The following is a 16,059-nucleotide window of genomic DNA, read 5'->3' on the forward strand; positions in this document are numbered from 1 at the left end:
ATGAAAAATATTAAAATTCAAAAACGTCCACTACAGGATGTGAGAGAAAATCAACAAAAATTTAAACTAGGTGCATTATCAGGGGCTATTGCATTTCTAATTGCACAAAGTACAACATCATTCGCCAGTGATATAGAGATTTATACTTCCAATAGCAGTTCAGCAGCGGGTGCTGTAATTGTCATGATGTTAGATACTTCAGGGAGTATGGATGCTAAATATTTGAAAGATGCTAATACTACAGATGCTATTAAAAAAGCAGGTTGTGATTTACCTTCAGATGTTTCATATTCAAAAAGTAATGTTGTTACAGATGAGTTGGATGCTGTACGTGGCTATACAAGAAATTATTGTAAAGCAAATTCATCTAAAAATTATTACTATCGCTCGGATAAGGAGTGGGTAAAAATTTCTGATAGAGGATGTTGGGGGCCATGCTATCAGGAGAAAACTGTATGGTATCGCTGTGGTACGGAAGGGGTGGGTAGTGTTACTAGGAATAATGATGTTTGCTCTGTTAAACTTACTCAGAACCCCCCAACTACTGGACTTTCTTCAGAGAATGGGAGAGGGGATAATAAATATTATTATAAACAAGAAAGTGTAAAATATTACGATCGAATAAGTCGTTTAAAAGATGCACTTTATGATTTAGCAATGATGCCTTTATATAATGAAACAACCAAAACGGGGATTAAACCTAATGTGCATATAGGGCTGGGCACATATCCTTATTATGGTTCCTCTTCAGATGATAATAGGAGAGGGCTGATTAAAATTCCTGTTGGAGAATGGGGGGATATAGGGTCTGATCAGCGTAAAAAAGTTTTAGATCTCATTAAGTTAGAAAGCTTTAAAGGGAGGGGGGGGACTCCAACATCATCAGCATATGCTGAAGCAGCAGCCTACTTGTTAGGAACTACAACAGGAGGGGGAACTTATAGTGGTACCCATCTTGCTCCTGCGGGTATTTTGGATGCTTCCAAAAATTATAAGAGACCAATTAATGAGTGTACGGGAGATGGAATTTATTTCTTAACAGATGGGCAACCACAGACAGATCCAAACTCAGATACTGCAAATTTAATGGGAAAAGCATTAGCCCTTAATGTGAATTACGCATTTAGTGGTGGATTTACAGCTAAAGGTTCAAATGATAATTCAAATTATAAATCAGATTGGGAAGCAATAGGTTCATTTGCTAAGACGCTGAATAACCCAGTAGAATTGAAAAGGATTACCACTTTAAATAAAGAAAAAGGAATTGCAACTGCAGTTGTTGGTTTGGGTAATGTGTTCGAGGATGCGGCTAACGCAACTGATAATGATGCAAAAAATGCTTACCAATGGGGACTGCATAGTAGTGATGGCGGTACCTATGGTAAAGGTGGTTTTACTGAAGCATCTGATTCAGCCCAAATTGTTGCGAGTTTAAACCGCTTTATTGAAGATCGAAGTGTTGATATTCCAAGTATTAGTACTGGTTCTTCTACCATTCCTTTAGACAGTTTGAATCCAGAGGTTATACAGGGATATTCATACTTCCCTCAATTTGAACCTAAGGTGAAAGACTCTGATGTTAAGCAATTGTGGTTTGGTAATTTAAAGAAATACTATGTTGTTGATAATGGTATTTTTGCTGATGAAGCAGGAACTAAAAAAGTTGTTGTGAAGAAGAGTATTCTTGCAGATTTAAAAGATATTTGGTCTAAAGGCAGCACAATGACTTACCCTTCTGGTACATCGACTTATAAAAAGTATGGTGTATTAGGTAAGTTAAAATATGGCTTAGAAGAAGAAAAACCTGCACGCTATGTATATACAGACTATTCATATGATGGAACAAAAGAAAGTGATAGTCGTATTGCTCAAGATCTAAGTTTGATTCAGGTTAAGCCTGCATATACAACTGACTCTAAGACAAAAAATGATGATTCTGAGCGTGTAAGAGCTTTGATGGCCTTATTGGGATATCAAATACCAGCTAATGAGTCTACAAATGGTTATGATCTAAGTAATGCAACTACAGTCGAAGCCTTGCGCCAAATGGGAAGCAGTTTACACTCTTTGCCAGTCCTATTAACTCAGAGTGGTAAGGCAGTAGCAAAACGTAATGCATCAGGAGGAGTCTATGTAGATAGTGAAGACCGTCAAGACTACATTTTGTTTGGGACAACTCAAGGCTTATTGCATGTGGTTGATGCAGATTCTGGTGAGGAAAAATTTAGCTTTTTACCAAAAGAGATGCTGGAAAAACAGTATGAATTACTGAAGGTGGGTGCAGGGAGTTGGAATAAAGGTAAGGCAGGTCTGTATTATGGTATAGATGGAGAGTGGACGGCACATACGGTGTATGTCAGCAAAAATGACGGTACACTTACTGTGGATGGTATTGCTAGAGATGTTGCAGGCTCTAACTCTAGTGAAAAAGAAAATTTAAAAGGAAAACAGTGGGTTTACGGTGGTTTAAGAATGGGTGGTCGGAGTTATTATGCCCTTGACTTAACAGACCTGGACAATTCAGTCGCAAAACCGAAAGTTAAGTTTCATATTGATCCAGCGAGCAGTAGTGTTAAACGTTTGACGTATGATAAGGATGGTAACCCTCAGTTATCAGAAAAAGTCTATGATGCCTTGGCCAATATGGGTCAAAGTTGGTCAAAACCTAAATTGGATTATGTTAACTGGAAAGGTGAGCGTAAGCTCGTTATGTTTGTAGGCGGCGGTTACGACGCTGGTGGTCCAGAGGGTGATGGTCTTTATGAAAATGGTGTTCGATCAGGCTATGGTGGATATGAATATCATGATTATAAACAGGCGCAAGTTTCATGTGCTGCGGGTAATTTAAGATGTAGTACTGATAGCCGTGGTTCCGGCGTATATATGTTTGATGCTAACAATGGTGATTTACTTTGGTATGCAGACTCTACTAATGGTGAAAATGGTATTGATCATGTTAAAAATGAAGACCTTAAATATAGTGTAGTAAGTGAAATTAAAACTATTGATCGAACTAATGATGGTGTAGTCGATCATATTTATTTTGGGGATTTAGCTGGTCAAGCTTTCCGTATTGATTTTAAAAATGCTGGGGGCTCTACTTTTGATTCACAAGTAACCAAAATTTTGAATTTACATAAAACAGATGGTAAAAGCCCTCGCTTTTATTATATGCCAACATTTACAGCACATCACAGTGCGGGGAAATTGGAAGGCGGTAATATAGTCGTTGCATCTTTTGTCTCAGGGAATAAAAGCTCACCATTATTGGCTACATCAGATTCTCCAACAGCAACAGGGCAGTCAAATTCAACAGGTCTGAGCTATGATGCTGTTTATGCGCTGTATGAATATGATATTCATCCAAATGGGTCTTACTATCCAGCGACACGAACAGCTGCTAAAACACTAGCGACCAGTGCTGAATCAGCAGCTGCAGCAACTCCTAATAAGACCAAGCTTAGATTGTTGACGGATATTATTAATAATAAAACAGCAACGGCTTCAAAAGGTGCAAAAATTGATCCATCAAGTGGCTGGGGAGGTTGGTATTATCCATTTAATAAAAACTTCACAGAAGCACAAAAAGAAGCCAGTACTGTTACAGTTAGCGAAGGCATAGTAAAAGGAATTACTCCATTGGTTGCAATGGAGGGAAATTTGTATGTAACTATGTATGATGCATCTGCTACAGGTACAACATCTTCATGCGGTGCTGGTGTAAAAGGTGATAGTTTTACACAGCGGTTATGCTTACCGACAGGTGTATGCCCTGAACAGGCTAGATATACCTATCATTTAGGTGCTGGTATTGTGGGTTTAAACGTTGGTCCAATGACTAGCTCTAAAGGGAATAAAGGGATTATTGTTCCAGATCCAGATCCAGATAATGTGAAATGTGTAGGTGCTGATTGTGCTACTATAGGTAACCGTTTTATTCCAGCAGGTGGTTCGTTGAAATTTATTCCACATCGTTGGTATGAACGCTATTCAACGAAGGAGTGAAAAGAATGAAATCTCCTTTTTCACAAAACAAGTCGCAGTTGGGTTTTACCTTAATTGAGTTGATGGTGGTTGTGGTGATTGTGGCGTTACTCGCTGCAATCGCTTTGCCAAGCTATCAGATTTATGTACAACGTTCACATTTGGCTCAAGCACAACAGGAAATGCAAAAGCTTGCTGAGCAATTGGAGCGACATAAAGCTAAGAACTTTAGTTATAAAGGTTTTGAGGCAAGTTATTTATATAGAGATAAAGATGGTGTTTTGAATTCAAACTTTGATACGGCTAAACAGCAAATTTCACTCCCTATTCATTCGACTAATCCTAGTTATAGATTAAGCATTATTGGTTTTTATACGGTCAGTGAGTTTGAGAAGGATGAAGAGGGGAATGTAACCAGTACCATCAAAGATCCTGAAATTAAAACGGATTTATTGAACAAAAAGATTGATTTTGATAAATCCTCACAGTCTGACATGTTTGCTATAGGAAGTAGCTGGGCAATAAAAGCAGAAAGTTTAGATCAAAAGAACTATGGTCTTTTATTAAATAGCTTGGGTGCCAAGTGTATGAATAAAAAAGATTATACGAAAGTAAGTTATACCTCATGTGGTAATGAGGGAGATGGAGCTGAATCATGGTAAAGCAAGGGTTTACGCTTATTGAATTGATGATTGTTGTTGTAATTATTGCAATATTGGCAGCCATCGCTTATCCCTCTTATCAACAATATAAAATCAAGATGAATCGAGCAGAAGCCCAATCAGAAATGATGTTCATTGCAGAAAGAATGAATGCTTATAAAGGGATGAATGGTTCTTTTTCGGGGGCAACAATTGCTCAAATATATGGATCAGCGGTTACACCGAAACAAGGTACTGCTTTGTATAGTTTAAGTTTTGATGCTGTTTTAACTAATACAACAAGTTGGACGTTAATTGCAAAGCCAATCACAGGAACCTTACAGGCTGGTGATGGGTGGGTGTGTTTGAATAATAAATCTGAAAAATACTGGGCGAAAGGAGCATCAAGTTGTGCATTATCGCCAAACTCCAACTGGGATGGTAAATAAATCCAAAATTGTAGCCAAACACTTTTTGATCTTTCATTCAGGGCAAAGTTCAAGTAAAATACTGCCCTCTATGAAAGGGGTTTGAGCTGTATCGATGGTCGGTACAAGGATAATCCGTAAAAACTATAAGGTTCTATCATGGTTGTTATTCGTCTTGCACGCGGTGGTGCTAAAAAACGTCCGTTCTATCAAATCATTGTGACTGATAGCCGTAATGCACGTGACGGTCGTTTCATCGAACGTATCGGTTTCTTCAACCCTACAGCTCAAGGTAAAGCAGAAAAACTTCGTTTAGATGCTGACCGTTTTGCTCACTGGGTTTCTCAAGGTGCTCAACCTTCTGATCGTGTTGCTTCTTTAGCTGCTCAAGCTAAGAAAGCTGCAGTTGCTGCATAATTTTTATATAAATTAGGTAGTAGCTTGCCCATGACACCAACACAGAATGTTCCCGAAGATCGTATTCAGATTGGACAGTTGCGTTCAGCATATGGATTAAATGGGTGGCTCTGGGTCTATTCCAATACAGAACCTATGAGCAACATATTTGACTATCTGCCTTGGTACATTGAGACCAAAGCAGGTTGGCAAATTGTCGATGTAAAACGTTGGAAACCACATGGTAAAGGCCTGGTAGTTTCGCTTAAAGGTGTGAGTGATCGCACTGGTGCAGACGAACTGGTTGGCTCCAATGTCTGGATCTCTAAATCGCAACTGCCTCAAGCAGGCGTAGATGAGTACTATTGGTCTGATTTAAAAGGTCTAACTGTGTTAGGTCTGGACGATCAGGAACAAGAAGTCAATCTCGGTCAAATTTTTGAGCTGTTTGAAACAGGTGCTAACGATGTGATGGTGGTTCGCGCAACTGCCGACAGCATCGACGGCGAAGAGCGAATGATCCCATGGCATAAAGATGTGGTGCAACGCGTTGATCTTGAAGCTGGTCGTATCTACGTCAATTGGGGCGTAGACTACTAAGAATTTTTCGGAAATACGGGAGTCTGCGATGTTTTTTGCAGTCATTACGCTTTTTCCTGAAATGTTTGAAGCGATTACAGCCTATGGGATTAGCGGGCGCGCAGCAAAACGTGAGTTGATGCAAATTCATTGCATCAATCCTCGCGATTATGCGACGGGCAACTATAAACGGGTGGATGAACGTCCATTCGGTGGTGGTCCGGGTATGGTGATGATGGCTGAGCCTCTGGCAAAAGCAATCCAGCATGCCAAAGAGCTTGCAAAGCAAGCGGGTGCAGTTCAGGTTCCTGTGGTGTATATGTCACCGCAAGGAAAAACCTTAAACGAAACTGCGGTACAGGATTTTGTCAAATATGACGGAATCATCGTACTGTGCGGACGTTATGAAGGCGTCGATGAACGTTTGATCCAGCAATATGTTGATCAGGAATGGTCAATTGGAGATTACGTCTTGTCGGGTGGTGAACTGCCTGCGATGGTTTTATTGGACAGTATTATCCGGAGACTTCCGGGTGCGATGTCTGATGAGCAGTCACACGTGCAAGACTCATTTGTGGATGGTCTTCTAGATTGCCCACAATATACCAAGCCAGATCATTTTGAAGGTTTGGATGTGCCTGAGGTGTTAAAGTCTGGGCATCATGCCAATATTGAAAAATGGCGGTTTTTGCAGCGATATCAGCGTACACTTGAACGCCGCCCAGAGTTGGTGGAAAAAGTCGAACTGACCAAGCAGCAGAAAAAATGGCTAAAAGATTTGTAAGATATTGATGAGTAATCATTTCTATCTTCAAGCAAGTACTTAAAATCATTTAAGTATTCTTTAATAGGCTCTTTATGGTTGAGATGGTCAACTATAAAGGGAAAGATAATCGGGTGTATGCGCTTTAGCCTCTATACCCAGCGATGATCAGACCTCTTCTGACTCGCACATATTGGAGATACCCCATGAGTGGTAAGCATCCTTTAGTTCAAGTAATTGAAAACGCACAATTGAAACAAAATATCCCTGCTTTTGCACCAGGTGATACAGTTATTGTTCAAGTTAAAGTAAAAGAAGGCGACCGTGAGCGTTTACAGGCGTTCGAAGGCGTTGTAATTGCTAAGAAAAACCGTGGTTTGAACTCTGCGTTCACAGTACGTAAAATTTCTAGCGGTGTTGGCGTTGAGCGTGTATTCCAAACTCACTCTCCAATCGTTGCTGGTATCGAAGTGAAACGTCGTGGTGACGTTCGTCGTGCTAAACTTTACTACCTACGTGAATTGTCTGGTAAAGCTGCACGTATTCGTGAAAAATTACCAGCTCGTAAAACTAAAGCTTAATTTTAAGTTTTATACGAGTGAAAAAATGCGCCTTTGGGCGCATTTTTTATGCCTAATTTTTATGTAGATTTATTCGAAATGTTCCTGCAAAGGCAAGATCATAGCATCTAAAATATCCAAGAAAATTTTATGAATAAACATCAGGAATAATACAAAATATCCCCAAGACAGGAATCCTGCATTAAAAAGTTGAATGCAAATAAAACATTGTGTGATAACCAGTAAAATACTGATCCATACATTTGCGATAATATGTCGATGACAAGAGGGGCAATAATAAGGCTCATATTTTTTAAATTGAAAAGGATTAATGACTTTTCGTTTGCAGCAGGGGCAGGTTCTTTTAAATTTGTTTTTGATTTCTATAGAACGTATCTGCATTTATTTTATTTCACACTTATTTTTTTATATTTGATGAATATTTTATATGCAGTTTGATCATGATTAACAAGTAAATTTTAAGAAAAAAATTAGCGAAAAATAAGATAGAAAAGCCTCTGAATGAATAGAGGCTTGGGTGGTTTTATAAACCTTGCAGTTTTAAGCGATTGGCATGTTGACGATAGGCAGCAACCGGATCAGGTGCAAAGGTACCTTTAATGCCAAATAACAAGTTGATTTCATCCAGATGATTCCATGGATAATCATCCCGAATCGTTTTACCAAATTTGGCACTACACACTGACACGATTCCATCATTCGCGCCAGCCTTACTCGCAGAAAGCAGATCCAAGGCTTTCATGGCGGCATCGCTGACATCTAGGGGATTGGTCACGGGTTGATTGCCCGTCATTGAATACAGCGCAATGCCTTGGTCTTTATATTTGCCCTCACCACATAGACTCAGCGAAAGCCCGAGTTTAAAACGCTGGTTAAATTCGACTGTCCCTTCAATCGACGTGCTGTGTCCTGCTGCCAGAGCATTATGTGGGAAAGCTTGACCATCTAAGCCTTGTGCCCACATGATGACGTTACCAAAACTGCTGATCAGGGTATTGAGCACTTCAGATGTTCTGGTCTGATTGGCAAGTCGCATAACATCAGAAGCGACAATCGTCCCTTGGTTGGCGCCGCCCACAGCCATCACTGAGGCTACATGTTGCGGCATCACCCCGGCTGCATAACGCACGCTATGTGCACCATGACTATGACCAATTAAATTCAGTTTTTTGGCGCCCGTGATTGCCATGACTTCTTTGAGTTGCTCTACATATTGTTCACCTCTGATTTCGCTGGAATTGAAAGGTGAGATGCGGGTGGCAAACGCAGTTGAACCATTACGGGCTAAATCTGGCAAAATTTGATACCAATAATCCATGCCCAAGGCATCGAAACCAATGCGATTAAAGCCGACCATGCCATGTGCAAATACAATCGGGTATTGTGTTTTTGCATAATTGGACACGACAAATCTGGATTCTGCTTGCTGTAAATTGGAAGCCTGTACATATTGGCCCGTAAATAATGCGCAGCATAAGGTTATAAAATGCGTTTTAATTTTCATAAAGTTCCATTTTGGCGGTTTAAAAATTAAAAAATCCCTGCACATTGTAATGACAGGGATGAGGTTGAATTACAGGCCTTGCAATTTGAGCCGGTTGGCATGTTGCCGATAAACATCGACTGGGTCTGGAGCAAAGACATTTTTTAATCCGAGTAACTGGTTCACTTCATCCAGGTGGTTCCAGTTGTAGTTATCCCGAATGGTTTTACCGAATTTGGCACTACAGCGGGAGACCAGACCATCATTTTCCTTGCCGCCATCGATGAGTAGGGCTGTAACTTTGAGTGCTGAATCAGGATCGAGCGGGTTGGTGACTTGACCTATACCGGTGAATGAATAATGACGAATATCACCGTCTTTTTCCTTACCTTCACCGCAGGCGGTGGTTGGCATACCCAGCGGATATTTCTGGTTGAATTGAGCGGATCCTGCCAAGGTCAGGCTGCGACCACCAGCCAGAGAATCATGCGGGAAACTGTTCGGATCCAACCCTTGTGCCCAGGTGATAGCTTTAGACACCAGATTAATGCCACCCACTAAAGGCCCTTGTATTGGCGTACCTTCTGCCTGAAGAATCAGGTCTGCAACCGGGGAGCCTTTATGTGGAGCACCGACGGAAGTCAGGGAAGCAACCAGATCAGGTCTCACACCTGCAACATAACGAATGGTTGGGCCGCCATGCGAATGACCAATCAGATTGACTTTGTCTGCACCGGTAATGGCCTGAATTTCTTTGACTTGCTCTAAAAGTTGTTCACCTCGAATTCCTGATGAGTTAAAAGGTGAGACACGTGTTGCCCAGACATTGCCGCCATTACGCGCCAGATCCGGTAAAATCTGGTACCAGTAATCCAGTCCAAACTGGTCGGTACCGACTCGTATAAAGCCTGCCATACCATGTGCGAAGACAATCGGGTATTGGGTCTTGGCATATTGTGAACTGGCTTTTGCTGTGACCTGACTGGCTTGGGTGGATGCCTGAGTGCTGAGGCATGTACCCGCCAGCAGCAGGCCAGTGATGAATGCTCCGAATTTCATTATATTTTCCTCACTTTTGTTGTTTTAACGGGATGATCCTCATCCGGTTGCCTAAAGTCCCCCTCTGCAGCAGGGACTCAGTTTCCTAAGTTTTTTAATTAATAGAGATGATCTATTCATAAAATAAGTGATTTATAAGCCTTGCAGCTTGAGCCGGTTGGCATGTTGGCGATACAGGGCGATCGGATCCTGCGCGAAGGGGCCCAAGATGCCGAAAAACTGGTTTACTTCATCAAAATGATTGTAGGCATAATCCTGACGAATGATTTGGCCATAGCGTCCGCTACACAGCGGCAGAGCACCATCATTGGCTTCTCCTTTCAGGAAACTGCTACCTAACGTCACGACTGTAGACTCAATCGCATCCAGTGGATTGGTCGCCTGCCGGTTGCCCATCCAGGAATAGTGGTAAATTCCATTGGGTGTAAGTTTGCTGCCCTGAGACTGACAGTTTATGGGAATAGCAGATGAACCATATTCCATATTGAAAGCCTGAATCGCCTCTGGGTTCATGGCTTCCAGTGCTTCGATCATACTGACCGGATACTGGTTAGCTGTAATCAGATTCATGCTGTGGCCCAGAATCGTGCCGATGGCCTGAATAAAGGGTTCAAGGAGGGGTGTCTGGCTGGCATTGACAAAAACCGGTGTGCCTTGCATGGCGCCCGCAATGGCGGTTAAAGAGGCGGCTTTATGTGGTGCAACGCCCTCGATATATTGAATGGTTGGGCCACCTTGGCTATGCCCAATCAGATTGACTTTCTTCTGACCAGTCAATGCCAGTACTTCATCAATTTGCATCAAGAGCTGTTCACCGCGCAGTTCATTGGACGCAACAGCAGACAATTCGGCAGAAAACACCCGTGCACCATGCCGGCTCAGGTCTTGGGGAATCTGATACCAATAATCTAAACCGATGTGATCTGTTCCAATCCGGTTAAAACCTAGACCAAAACCATGAACAAAGACCATCGGGTATTTTGTCTTGGCATAACTCGAGAGGACAAAATTGCTTTTATATTCCTGTAATGCCGAGGCTTGCACAGGGCCAGTTAATAGGGAAACCAGTAGCAAAAAGCTTAAGTAAGATATTATTTTTTTCATTGCAGCTTCCCGATCGCGGATAGGTCAAATAAAAAGAACCAGAAAAAAAGCCTATATTTCAGCTGAAAATACAGGCACTCTGGGGTTATAAACCTTCTAATTTGAGTCGGTTGGCATGCTGGCGGTAGAGGGCGACCGGATCTGGTGCAAACACGCCTTTCAGACCAAACATCATATTGGCCAGGTCCGTATGATTGAGTTTGTACTGGTCATGAATCACCTTGCCCATGAACGCACTACAACGTGAAACCATGCCATCATTGTCTTTACTGCCATAAGATAAAGGGCCGAGCTGCATCAGGATCGTATCAATATCCAGGGCATTGGTGGCTTGGGCCACACCCGTCCATGAATAATAATGAATGCCTTTACTATCTTTCTGTTTTAAATTTTTATTGCAGTTTTCTGTAGAAGCCAATACGCCATCTTTGACCACCTGCTGTGCCACTGTGGCATTAAAAGTATTTGAACCGGTCTGGCTTAGGGATTTCATGGAAGCATCAAAATCAATTTCCAGTTCAGGCTTAAACTGACCCAGTGCAATCAATGGACCAATAATATAATCACCTAAAATGTTAAAGGCGGTACGCGTCAGGCTATTGTTCTGAATATCATCTGCCACTTTGGAGCCATGGTAGGTTCCTGCAACGCCGGTAATAGAGGCGATATACTGCGGCTGGGTCGCTGCAACATACAGCACTGTTGGTCCACCATGGGAATGGCCAATCAAGTTCAGTTTTTGCTTTCCGGTAATTGCCAGAACCTCTTCAACCTGATGGATTAGTTGTTCTCCGCGATGCATCGTTGTATTTGCCGGCGATAATTGTGCAGCAAACACGGTTGAACCATTACGTGCCATATCTGGCAGAATCTGATACCAGTAATCCAGCCCGATACTATCGGTGCCAATACGTGACCAGCCTAACCAGCCATGTACCATCAGGATCGGATATTTGGTCTTGGCATAGTCAGACCGGCTCTTTTCGATGACTTGTGTTGCACTCGCTGCCGCCTGAGTGTGTGCAGAAAAACTGAATCCTAGAGTTGTCGCTAAAGCCACAGTCAGTAACTGGGCTGTCTTGCTGAAAGTATGCATAGCTGTCCCTTTTTAATTTTATCGTTATTCAAGCAATCATTGCTTTTTGTATAGTGTTGCAAGCCACAAATCAGACGATGAAAATACAGTTTCGGCCTTCAGTGGCTGAGCAATTTTTCTTTTGAAGAAGCGGTATTTTTTCACTTCAGAGGTCTAAAACCATGTCATTTGGGGACATGCAGGACAGGAGGGATTTACATTGTAAATATATGTTTTATTAACAGATGTATTTAAATAAAAAGTCTTTGAAATAATTAAAATTTGTCTAAGTTGTTTTGTGTAAGTGCGAAATATTTGGAAACAACTACAAAAGATCATTTTGAGAAAAAATATAAAGTTATCAAAAGGGCATTTATAAAAAAGCCATCAACAGGTGATGGCTTTTGGGCTTATTCAGCAAAGGGCAGCTTGGCTCCCTGATCATGAACCTGTTCAAAGGTTTCTACCCGGAGTTGTTCTTGCGGTGTATTGAAATGCTTGCTACGCAGCTGGGCAATGGCTTGCTGTTTGGCGGTATCGGACATGCCGGACTGGGTAATCTGATCCCGTTCATCTAAATAGCCAGTCACCCGGTTTTTCCAGTCGCTGCGTTGTACATCCAGTTGTTCCAGACGTTGTGTCGCTTCAGCACCGACCAGATTCATCCGCATCTGCCGGATTTCATCACGGGAACCGCCACGAGCTTTAATATCTGCGGTAAGTTTGCGCAAATCTTCCAGTTTATTCAGTTGTTCCAGATTTTCCTGCCAGTCCTGCGGGAGCTGCTGAAACAGTGCTTTGAGCTTTTGCGCTTTTTCAGTCTCCGTTAAGCTTTTGTCTGCCAGTACGCTCATCCGGTCCAGGGTATATTCATGATAGGCATCTTCTGTGCCGAACAAGCCCTCAATTTCATACTTGGAAAAGTATTGTTGGCGCAAATTCTGGGTACTGTTATAGATACTGCGATAATAGGCAGGATCTTCCTGATTTAGCCCGGCCGGTGCAGTGAGCTGGCCCAAGCCCTGACGGTACTGGAGATAACGATCCCATAAATCCAGAATTTGCGAGAGTGCAGGCTCTTTATGATTCTGGCGAATATAGGCTTTAAAATCCTGTTGGATCTGCTGCAGATTTTTTTCACCGAACTGGGTAATAAAATATTCAAAACAGTTGCGGGTCTGTTCATTCACAATCAGACGGTTGCTGGCGTCTAGCTGCATCTGACAATTAATTTCGGTATCTTGCTGGCTGGCACTGGGGAAAGCTGCATTGGCAGGGCCATTGACCAAGAGTGCGGTTTGTTCTGCCTGAGTTTCAGTTAAAGGCATTTTTGTCCCGGTATCCGCCTGGGTATTTTCTTTTGGAGACAGCCATAAGATCAATGTGAGAATACACAGCACCAGCAACGCCAGAATGATCCATATTTTATATTTCTGCATATCCTATGCACCTATTTTCTCGTTATTTCATTATTTTTAGATGTTCAAGCTTTTAGATATTAAAGCCGGCTCAATATGCCATAAAAATCATTAGAGACTACAGAAAAGTTGTAAATCATCTCGCAGGGTTTTACCATGGCGCCAATTTATAAAATGTCTGATTTTTTGCCATGAAAGCATCATCTCCTAAAATTCAGCGTCGTCATCTCAGTGGTGTCTTCCTGCTCAATAAGCCTTTGGGTATCAGTTCTAATGCCGCATTGCAAAGAGTCCGCTGGTTGTACCGTGCACAAAAAGCCGGCCATACTGGTGCGCTGGATCCGCTGGCATCCGGTTTATTGCCTGTGTGTTTGGGGGAGGCGACCAAGTTTTCGCATTATTTATTAGATTCGGTCAAGCGTTATCAGACGACCGTATTTTTGGGGCATAGCACCACCACGGGCGATGTGGAAGGTGAGGTGCTCTTGGAAAAAGCGGTTCCTGAACTCTCGGAAGCCTTGATTCAGGACACATTGGCACAGTTTATCGGGGATATCCAGCAAGTGCCGCCGATGTATTCTGCCTTGAAAAAAGAAGGCCGTCCTTTATACGAACTGGCGCGCAAAGGTATCGAGATTGAACGTGAAGCACGTCCGATTACGATTTTAGCGATTGAACTTTTATCCTTTACGGAGAACAGTATCACGCTGGATATTACCTGTTCTAAAGGCACTTATATCCGGGTATTGGGTGAAGATATTGCTAAAGCACTGGGAACTTATGGCCATCTGACTTATCTGCACCGCATCAAAACCGGCCATTTTGATTTGATTCCGAGTTATACCATTGAATATCTGGAAAGCCTGAGCGAAGCAGAGCGTGATGCACTGTTGTTGCCGGCCTATGCACCGGTTGATCATTTTCCAAAAGTGCAGGTACCCGAAAGTCGTGCAGAATATTTTAGCCGCGGCATGGAAAGCAATATCGAACATGAAGCAGCTGAACAGGTGCTGGTTTTTGATGGTGAGAAATGTCTGGGGCTGGCTGAAATTACCGACAAAAAACGTCTGGTACCTAAACGTGTCCTGAACCTCTAATCGAGTCAATATATGGAAATTGAGATCATCATCAGTCTGGTTGTCTTTGCATTTTTTGCAGGGGCGATTGACGCTGCCGTGGGCGGTGGTGGTCTGATCCAGATCCCGGCAATTATGGGGAGTTTACCTTATTTACAGCCTGCTACGGTCTTTGGCACCAATAAACTCGCCTCCATTTGTGGCACCGCTTCTGCGGCATTTTCCTATCTGCGTCAGGTAAAACTGCCCTGGTTGCTCTTGGGCGTGATTGCACTGTGTAGTTTTGTCAGTTCTTTTATTGGTGCAGCCAGCGTTACGCTAATTCCAGTCGAGATTCTTAAGCCTTTTGTGCTGGTCATGTTGATCGTGATCGCCATCTATACCTTGATGAAAAAACAGTTCGGCCAGGTACATACCGAACAAAAACTGAATCGGAAAATGCTGATTCTGGCCGCTTTGGGCAGTCTGGCGATAGGCTTTTATGATGGTATCTTTGGTCCGGGCACTGGCAGTTTTTTTATTTTCTTTTTTATTCGCTATTTAAGCGTCGACTTCCTGCATGCATCTGCCTTATCGAAAATTGCCAATTTCACCACCAACCTGGCCGCCTTAAGTTTTTTTATCCCCAGTGGTAATGTGCTGTTTATGGTCGGGGCAATGATGGCGATGGCCAATATTTGTGGTTCCTTGGTAGGGGTGCGTTTGGCATTTAAATATGGCAGTGGCTTTATCCGGATTTTATTCCTGATTCTGGTCAGTCTGCTGATTTTCCGAATGGCATACCAGATGTTTATATAGATATAAACCCGATGTAAATCATTCTCGATATTAAAGTTTCTTAACAAATCACTTTATAAACTGCGTCTGAACCTGTTCTGAAAATCTCCTAGAATCAATGATATGAAAAATAAAACAATCGGAGAAATATCGGAATGACGACTATTTTTGAAGCATTAAGAGAGAGTCATGAGATTCAGCGTGATCTTGCAGAAAAACTATTACAGACTTCCGGGGATACAGCAGAACGCCGCGAGCTGTTCAAGCAACTGAAAAATGAATTATTTGCCCATGAGGCTGCGGAAGATCGTTATTTTTATATCCCCTTGATGATGACCGATTCAGGCCTGAATATTACCCGCCATGCCTTGGCCGAACATCATGAAATGGACGAAATGATCGAGGAATTAACTGCAACTGAATTGAGTAATCCGGGCTGGATTGCCATGGCCAAAAAACTTTCCGAAAAGGTGCATCATCACTTAAAAGAAGAGGAACATGGTTTCTTTCAGCAAGCTGGTAAAATTCTGGGAGAAGAGCAAAAGACCGCTTTAGCAGTGCAGTACAAGAATGAATACCAGCGTTATAAAGACATGAAAAAAGATATGCTGGTACAAAGCTAAACATCGAACAGCTGACATTTGATTAGCTACTTTTCCATAATTTATAACTCAAATTAGATGTTTGAGTTAATC

15 protein-coding genes are annotated in these 16,059 nt (G+C 42.2%); 10 read left to right on the top strand and 5 right to left on the bottom strand.

The features are described from left to right. The 7 genes from ACIG3F_RS02460 (at position 1) to rplS (ending at position 7,372) form a co-directional block, all read left to right on the top strand. A complete protein-coding gene (locus ACIG3F_RS02460) occupies positions 1-4,005 on the top strand; it encodes a hypothetical protein (RefSeq protein ID WP_396469242.1) in 4,005 nt (1,334 codons plus the stop codon). A gap of 5 nt (positions 4,006-4,010) precedes the next feature. Further along, positions 4,011-4,646 carry a type IV pilin protein gene (locus ACIG3F_RS02465; protein WP_005248313.1) on the top strand — a complete coding sequence of 212 codons (636 nt, stop codon included), beginning with the start codon at positions 4,011-4,013 and terminating at the stop codon, positions 4,644-4,646. Continuing rightward, on the top strand, positions 4,640-5,074 hold the full coding sequence (locus tag ACIG3F_RS02470; RefSeq protein ID WP_005248312.1) for a type IV pilin protein: 435 nt from the start codon (positions 4,640-4,642) through the stop codon (positions 5,072-5,074). Before ACIG3F_RS02465 ends, ACIG3F_RS02470 begins: the two co-directional genes overlap by 7 nt. A 138-nt stretch (positions 5,075-5,212) precedes the next feature. Then, positions 5,213-5,470: a 30S ribosomal protein S16 gene (gene rpsP, locus ACIG3F_RS02475; RefSeq protein ID WP_004281198.1), complete on the top strand. Its 258-nt coding sequence runs from the start codon at positions 5,213-5,215 to the stop codon at positions 5,468-5,470. Between the two features lie 30 nt (positions 5,471-5,500). Beyond that, complete coding sequence (gene rimM / locus ACIG3F_RS02480; protein ID WP_044109067.1) at positions 5,501-6,049, top strand: ribosome maturation factor RimM; 549 nt, start codon at positions 5,501-5,503, stop codon at positions 6,047-6,049. Positions 6,050-6,077: 28 nt separating this feature from the next. Beyond that, positions 6,078-6,812, top strand: a complete 735-nt coding sequence (trmD, locus tag ACIG3F_RS02485) for a tRNA (guanosine(37)-N1)-methyltransferase TrmD (protein ID WP_005248311.1) — start codon at positions 6,078-6,080, stop codon at positions 6,810-6,812. A 185-nt stretch (positions 6,813-6,997) separates the two neighbouring features. Next, the gene (gene rplS / locus ACIG3F_RS02490; RefSeq protein ID WP_004281205.1) at positions 6,998-7,372 is read left to right on the top strand and encodes a 50S ribosomal protein L19; all 375 of its coding nucleotides are present in this window, start codon (positions 6,998-7,000) and stop codon (positions 7,370-7,372) included. 523 nt (positions 7,373-7,895) lie between these two features. Here rplS and ACIG3F_RS02495 read toward each other — a convergent pair. The 5 genes from ACIG3F_RS02495 to ACIG3F_RS02515 all read right to left on the bottom strand — a co-directional run bounded on the left by ACIG3F_RS02495 (position 7,896) and on the right by ACIG3F_RS02515 (position 13,532). Continuing rightward, positions 7,896-8,876, bottom strand: a complete 981-nt coding sequence (locus ACIG3F_RS02495) for an esterase/lipase family protein (protein ID WP_396469245.1) — start codon at positions 8,874-8,876, stop codon at positions 7,896-7,898. 69 nt (positions 8,877-8,945) lie between these two features. Further along, a complete protein-coding gene (locus tag ACIG3F_RS02500) occupies positions 8,946-9,914 on the bottom strand; it encodes a triacylglycerol lipase (RefSeq protein WP_004281588.1) in 969 nt (322 codons plus the stop codon). 132 nt (positions 9,915-10,046) lie between these two features. Beyond that, the gene (locus ACIG3F_RS02505) at positions 10,047-11,018 is read right to left on the bottom strand and encodes an esterase/lipase family protein (protein WP_396469246.1); all 972 of its coding nucleotides are present in this window, start codon (positions 11,016-11,018) and stop codon (positions 10,047-10,049) included. Between the two features lie 85 nt (positions 11,019-11,103). After that, the gene (locus ACIG3F_RS02510; protein WP_396469247.1) at positions 11,104-12,114 is read right to left on the bottom strand and encodes an esterase/lipase family protein; all 1,011 of its coding nucleotides are present in this window, start codon (positions 12,112-12,114) and stop codon (positions 11,104-11,106) included. Positions 12,115-12,503: 389 nt separating this feature from the next. After that, on the bottom strand, positions 12,504-13,532 hold the full coding sequence (locus tag ACIG3F_RS02515; RefSeq protein WP_396469248.1) for a lipase secretion chaperone: 1,029 nt from the start codon (positions 13,530-13,532) through the stop codon (positions 12,504-12,506). A gap of 170 nt (positions 13,533-13,702) precedes the next feature. Here ACIG3F_RS02515 and truB point away from each other — a divergent pair, with 170 nt between their 5' ends. The 3 genes from truB (at position 13,703) to ACIG3F_RS02530 (ending at position 15,987) form a co-directional block, all read left to right on the top strand. Continuing rightward, positions 13,703-14,608: a tRNA pseudouridine(55) synthase TruB gene (gene truB, locus ACIG3F_RS02520; protein WP_396469249.1), complete on the top strand. Its 906-nt coding sequence runs from the start codon at positions 13,703-13,705 to the stop codon at positions 14,606-14,608. Positions 14,609-14,620: 12 nt separating this feature from the next. Further along, complete coding sequence (locus ACIG3F_RS02525; RefSeq protein ID WP_396469251.1) at positions 14,621-15,385, top strand: sulfite exporter TauE/SafE family protein; 765 nt, start codon at positions 14,621-14,623, stop codon at positions 15,383-15,385. A gap of 134 nt (positions 15,386-15,519) precedes the next feature. Further along, positions 15,520-15,987 (top strand): hemerythrin domain-containing protein, encoded by a 468-nt coding sequence (locus ACIG3F_RS02530; protein ID WP_396469252.1) that lies wholly within the window; start codon positions 15,520-15,522, stop codon positions 15,985-15,987. Positions 15,988-16,059: the final 72 nt, after the last annotated feature.

This window comes from Acinetobacter sp. NPDC052428 (genome assembly GCF_044547685.1).
GTDB lineage: Bacteria > Pseudomonadota > Gammaproteobacteria > Pseudomonadales > Moraxellaceae > Acinetobacter > Acinetobacter lwoffii_G.

Excerpts from the sequence above, each read along its gene's own strand:
- ACIG3F_RS02460 (WP_396469242.1), top strand. The coding sequence starts at position 1 with ATGAAAAATATTAAAATTCAAAAACGTCCACTACAGGATGTGAGAGAA.
- ACIG3F_RS02465 (WP_005248313.1), top strand. The coding sequence starts at position 4,011 with ATGAAATCTCCTTTTTCACAAAACAAGTCGCAGTTGGGTTTTACCTTA.
- ACIG3F_RS02470 (WP_005248312.1), top strand. The coding sequence starts at position 4,640 with ATGGTAAAGCAAGGGTTTACGCTTATTGAATTGATGATTGTTGTTGTA.
- rpsP (WP_004281198.1), top strand. The coding sequence starts at position 5,213 with ATGGTTGTTATTCGTCTTGCACGCGGTGGTGCTAAAAAACGTCCGTTC.
- rimM (WP_044109067.1), top strand. The coding sequence starts at position 5,501 with ATGACACCAACACAGAATGTTCCCGAAGATCGTATTCAGATTGGACAG.
- trmD (WP_005248311.1), top strand. The coding sequence starts at position 6,078 with ATGTTTTTTGCAGTCATTACGCTTTTTCCTGAAATGTTTGAAGCGATT.
- rplS (WP_004281205.1), top strand. The coding sequence starts at position 6,998 with ATGAGTGGTAAGCATCCTTTAGTTCAAGTAATTGAAAACGCACAATTG.
- ACIG3F_RS02495 (WP_396469245.1), bottom strand. The coding sequence starts at position 8,876 with ATGAAAATTAAAACGCATTTTATAACCTTATGCTGCGCATTATTTACG.
- ACIG3F_RS02500 (WP_004281588.1), bottom strand. The coding sequence starts at position 9,914 with ATGAAATTCGGAGCATTCATCACTGGCCTGCTGCTGGCGGGTACATGC.
- ACIG3F_RS02505 (WP_396469246.1), bottom strand. The coding sequence starts at position 11,018 with ATGAAAAAAATAATATCTTACTTAAGCTTTTTGCTACTGGTTTCCCTA.
- ACIG3F_RS02510 (WP_396469247.1), bottom strand. The coding sequence starts at position 12,114 with ATGCATACTTTCAGCAAGACAGCCCAGTTACTGACTGTGGCTTTAGCG.
- ACIG3F_RS02515 (WP_396469248.1), bottom strand. The coding sequence starts at position 13,532 with ATGCAGAAATATAAAATATGGATCATTCTGGCGTTGCTGGTGCTGTGT.
- truB (WP_396469249.1), top strand. The coding sequence starts at position 13,703 with ATGAAAGCATCATCTCCTAAAATTCAGCGTCGTCATCTCAGTGGTGTC.
- ACIG3F_RS02525 (WP_396469251.1), top strand. The coding sequence starts at position 14,621 with ATGGAAATTGAGATCATCATCAGTCTGGTTGTCTTTGCATTTTTTGCA.
- ACIG3F_RS02530 (WP_396469252.1), top strand. The coding sequence starts at position 15,520 with ATGACGACTATTTTTGAAGCATTAAGAGAGAGTCATGAGATTCAGCGT.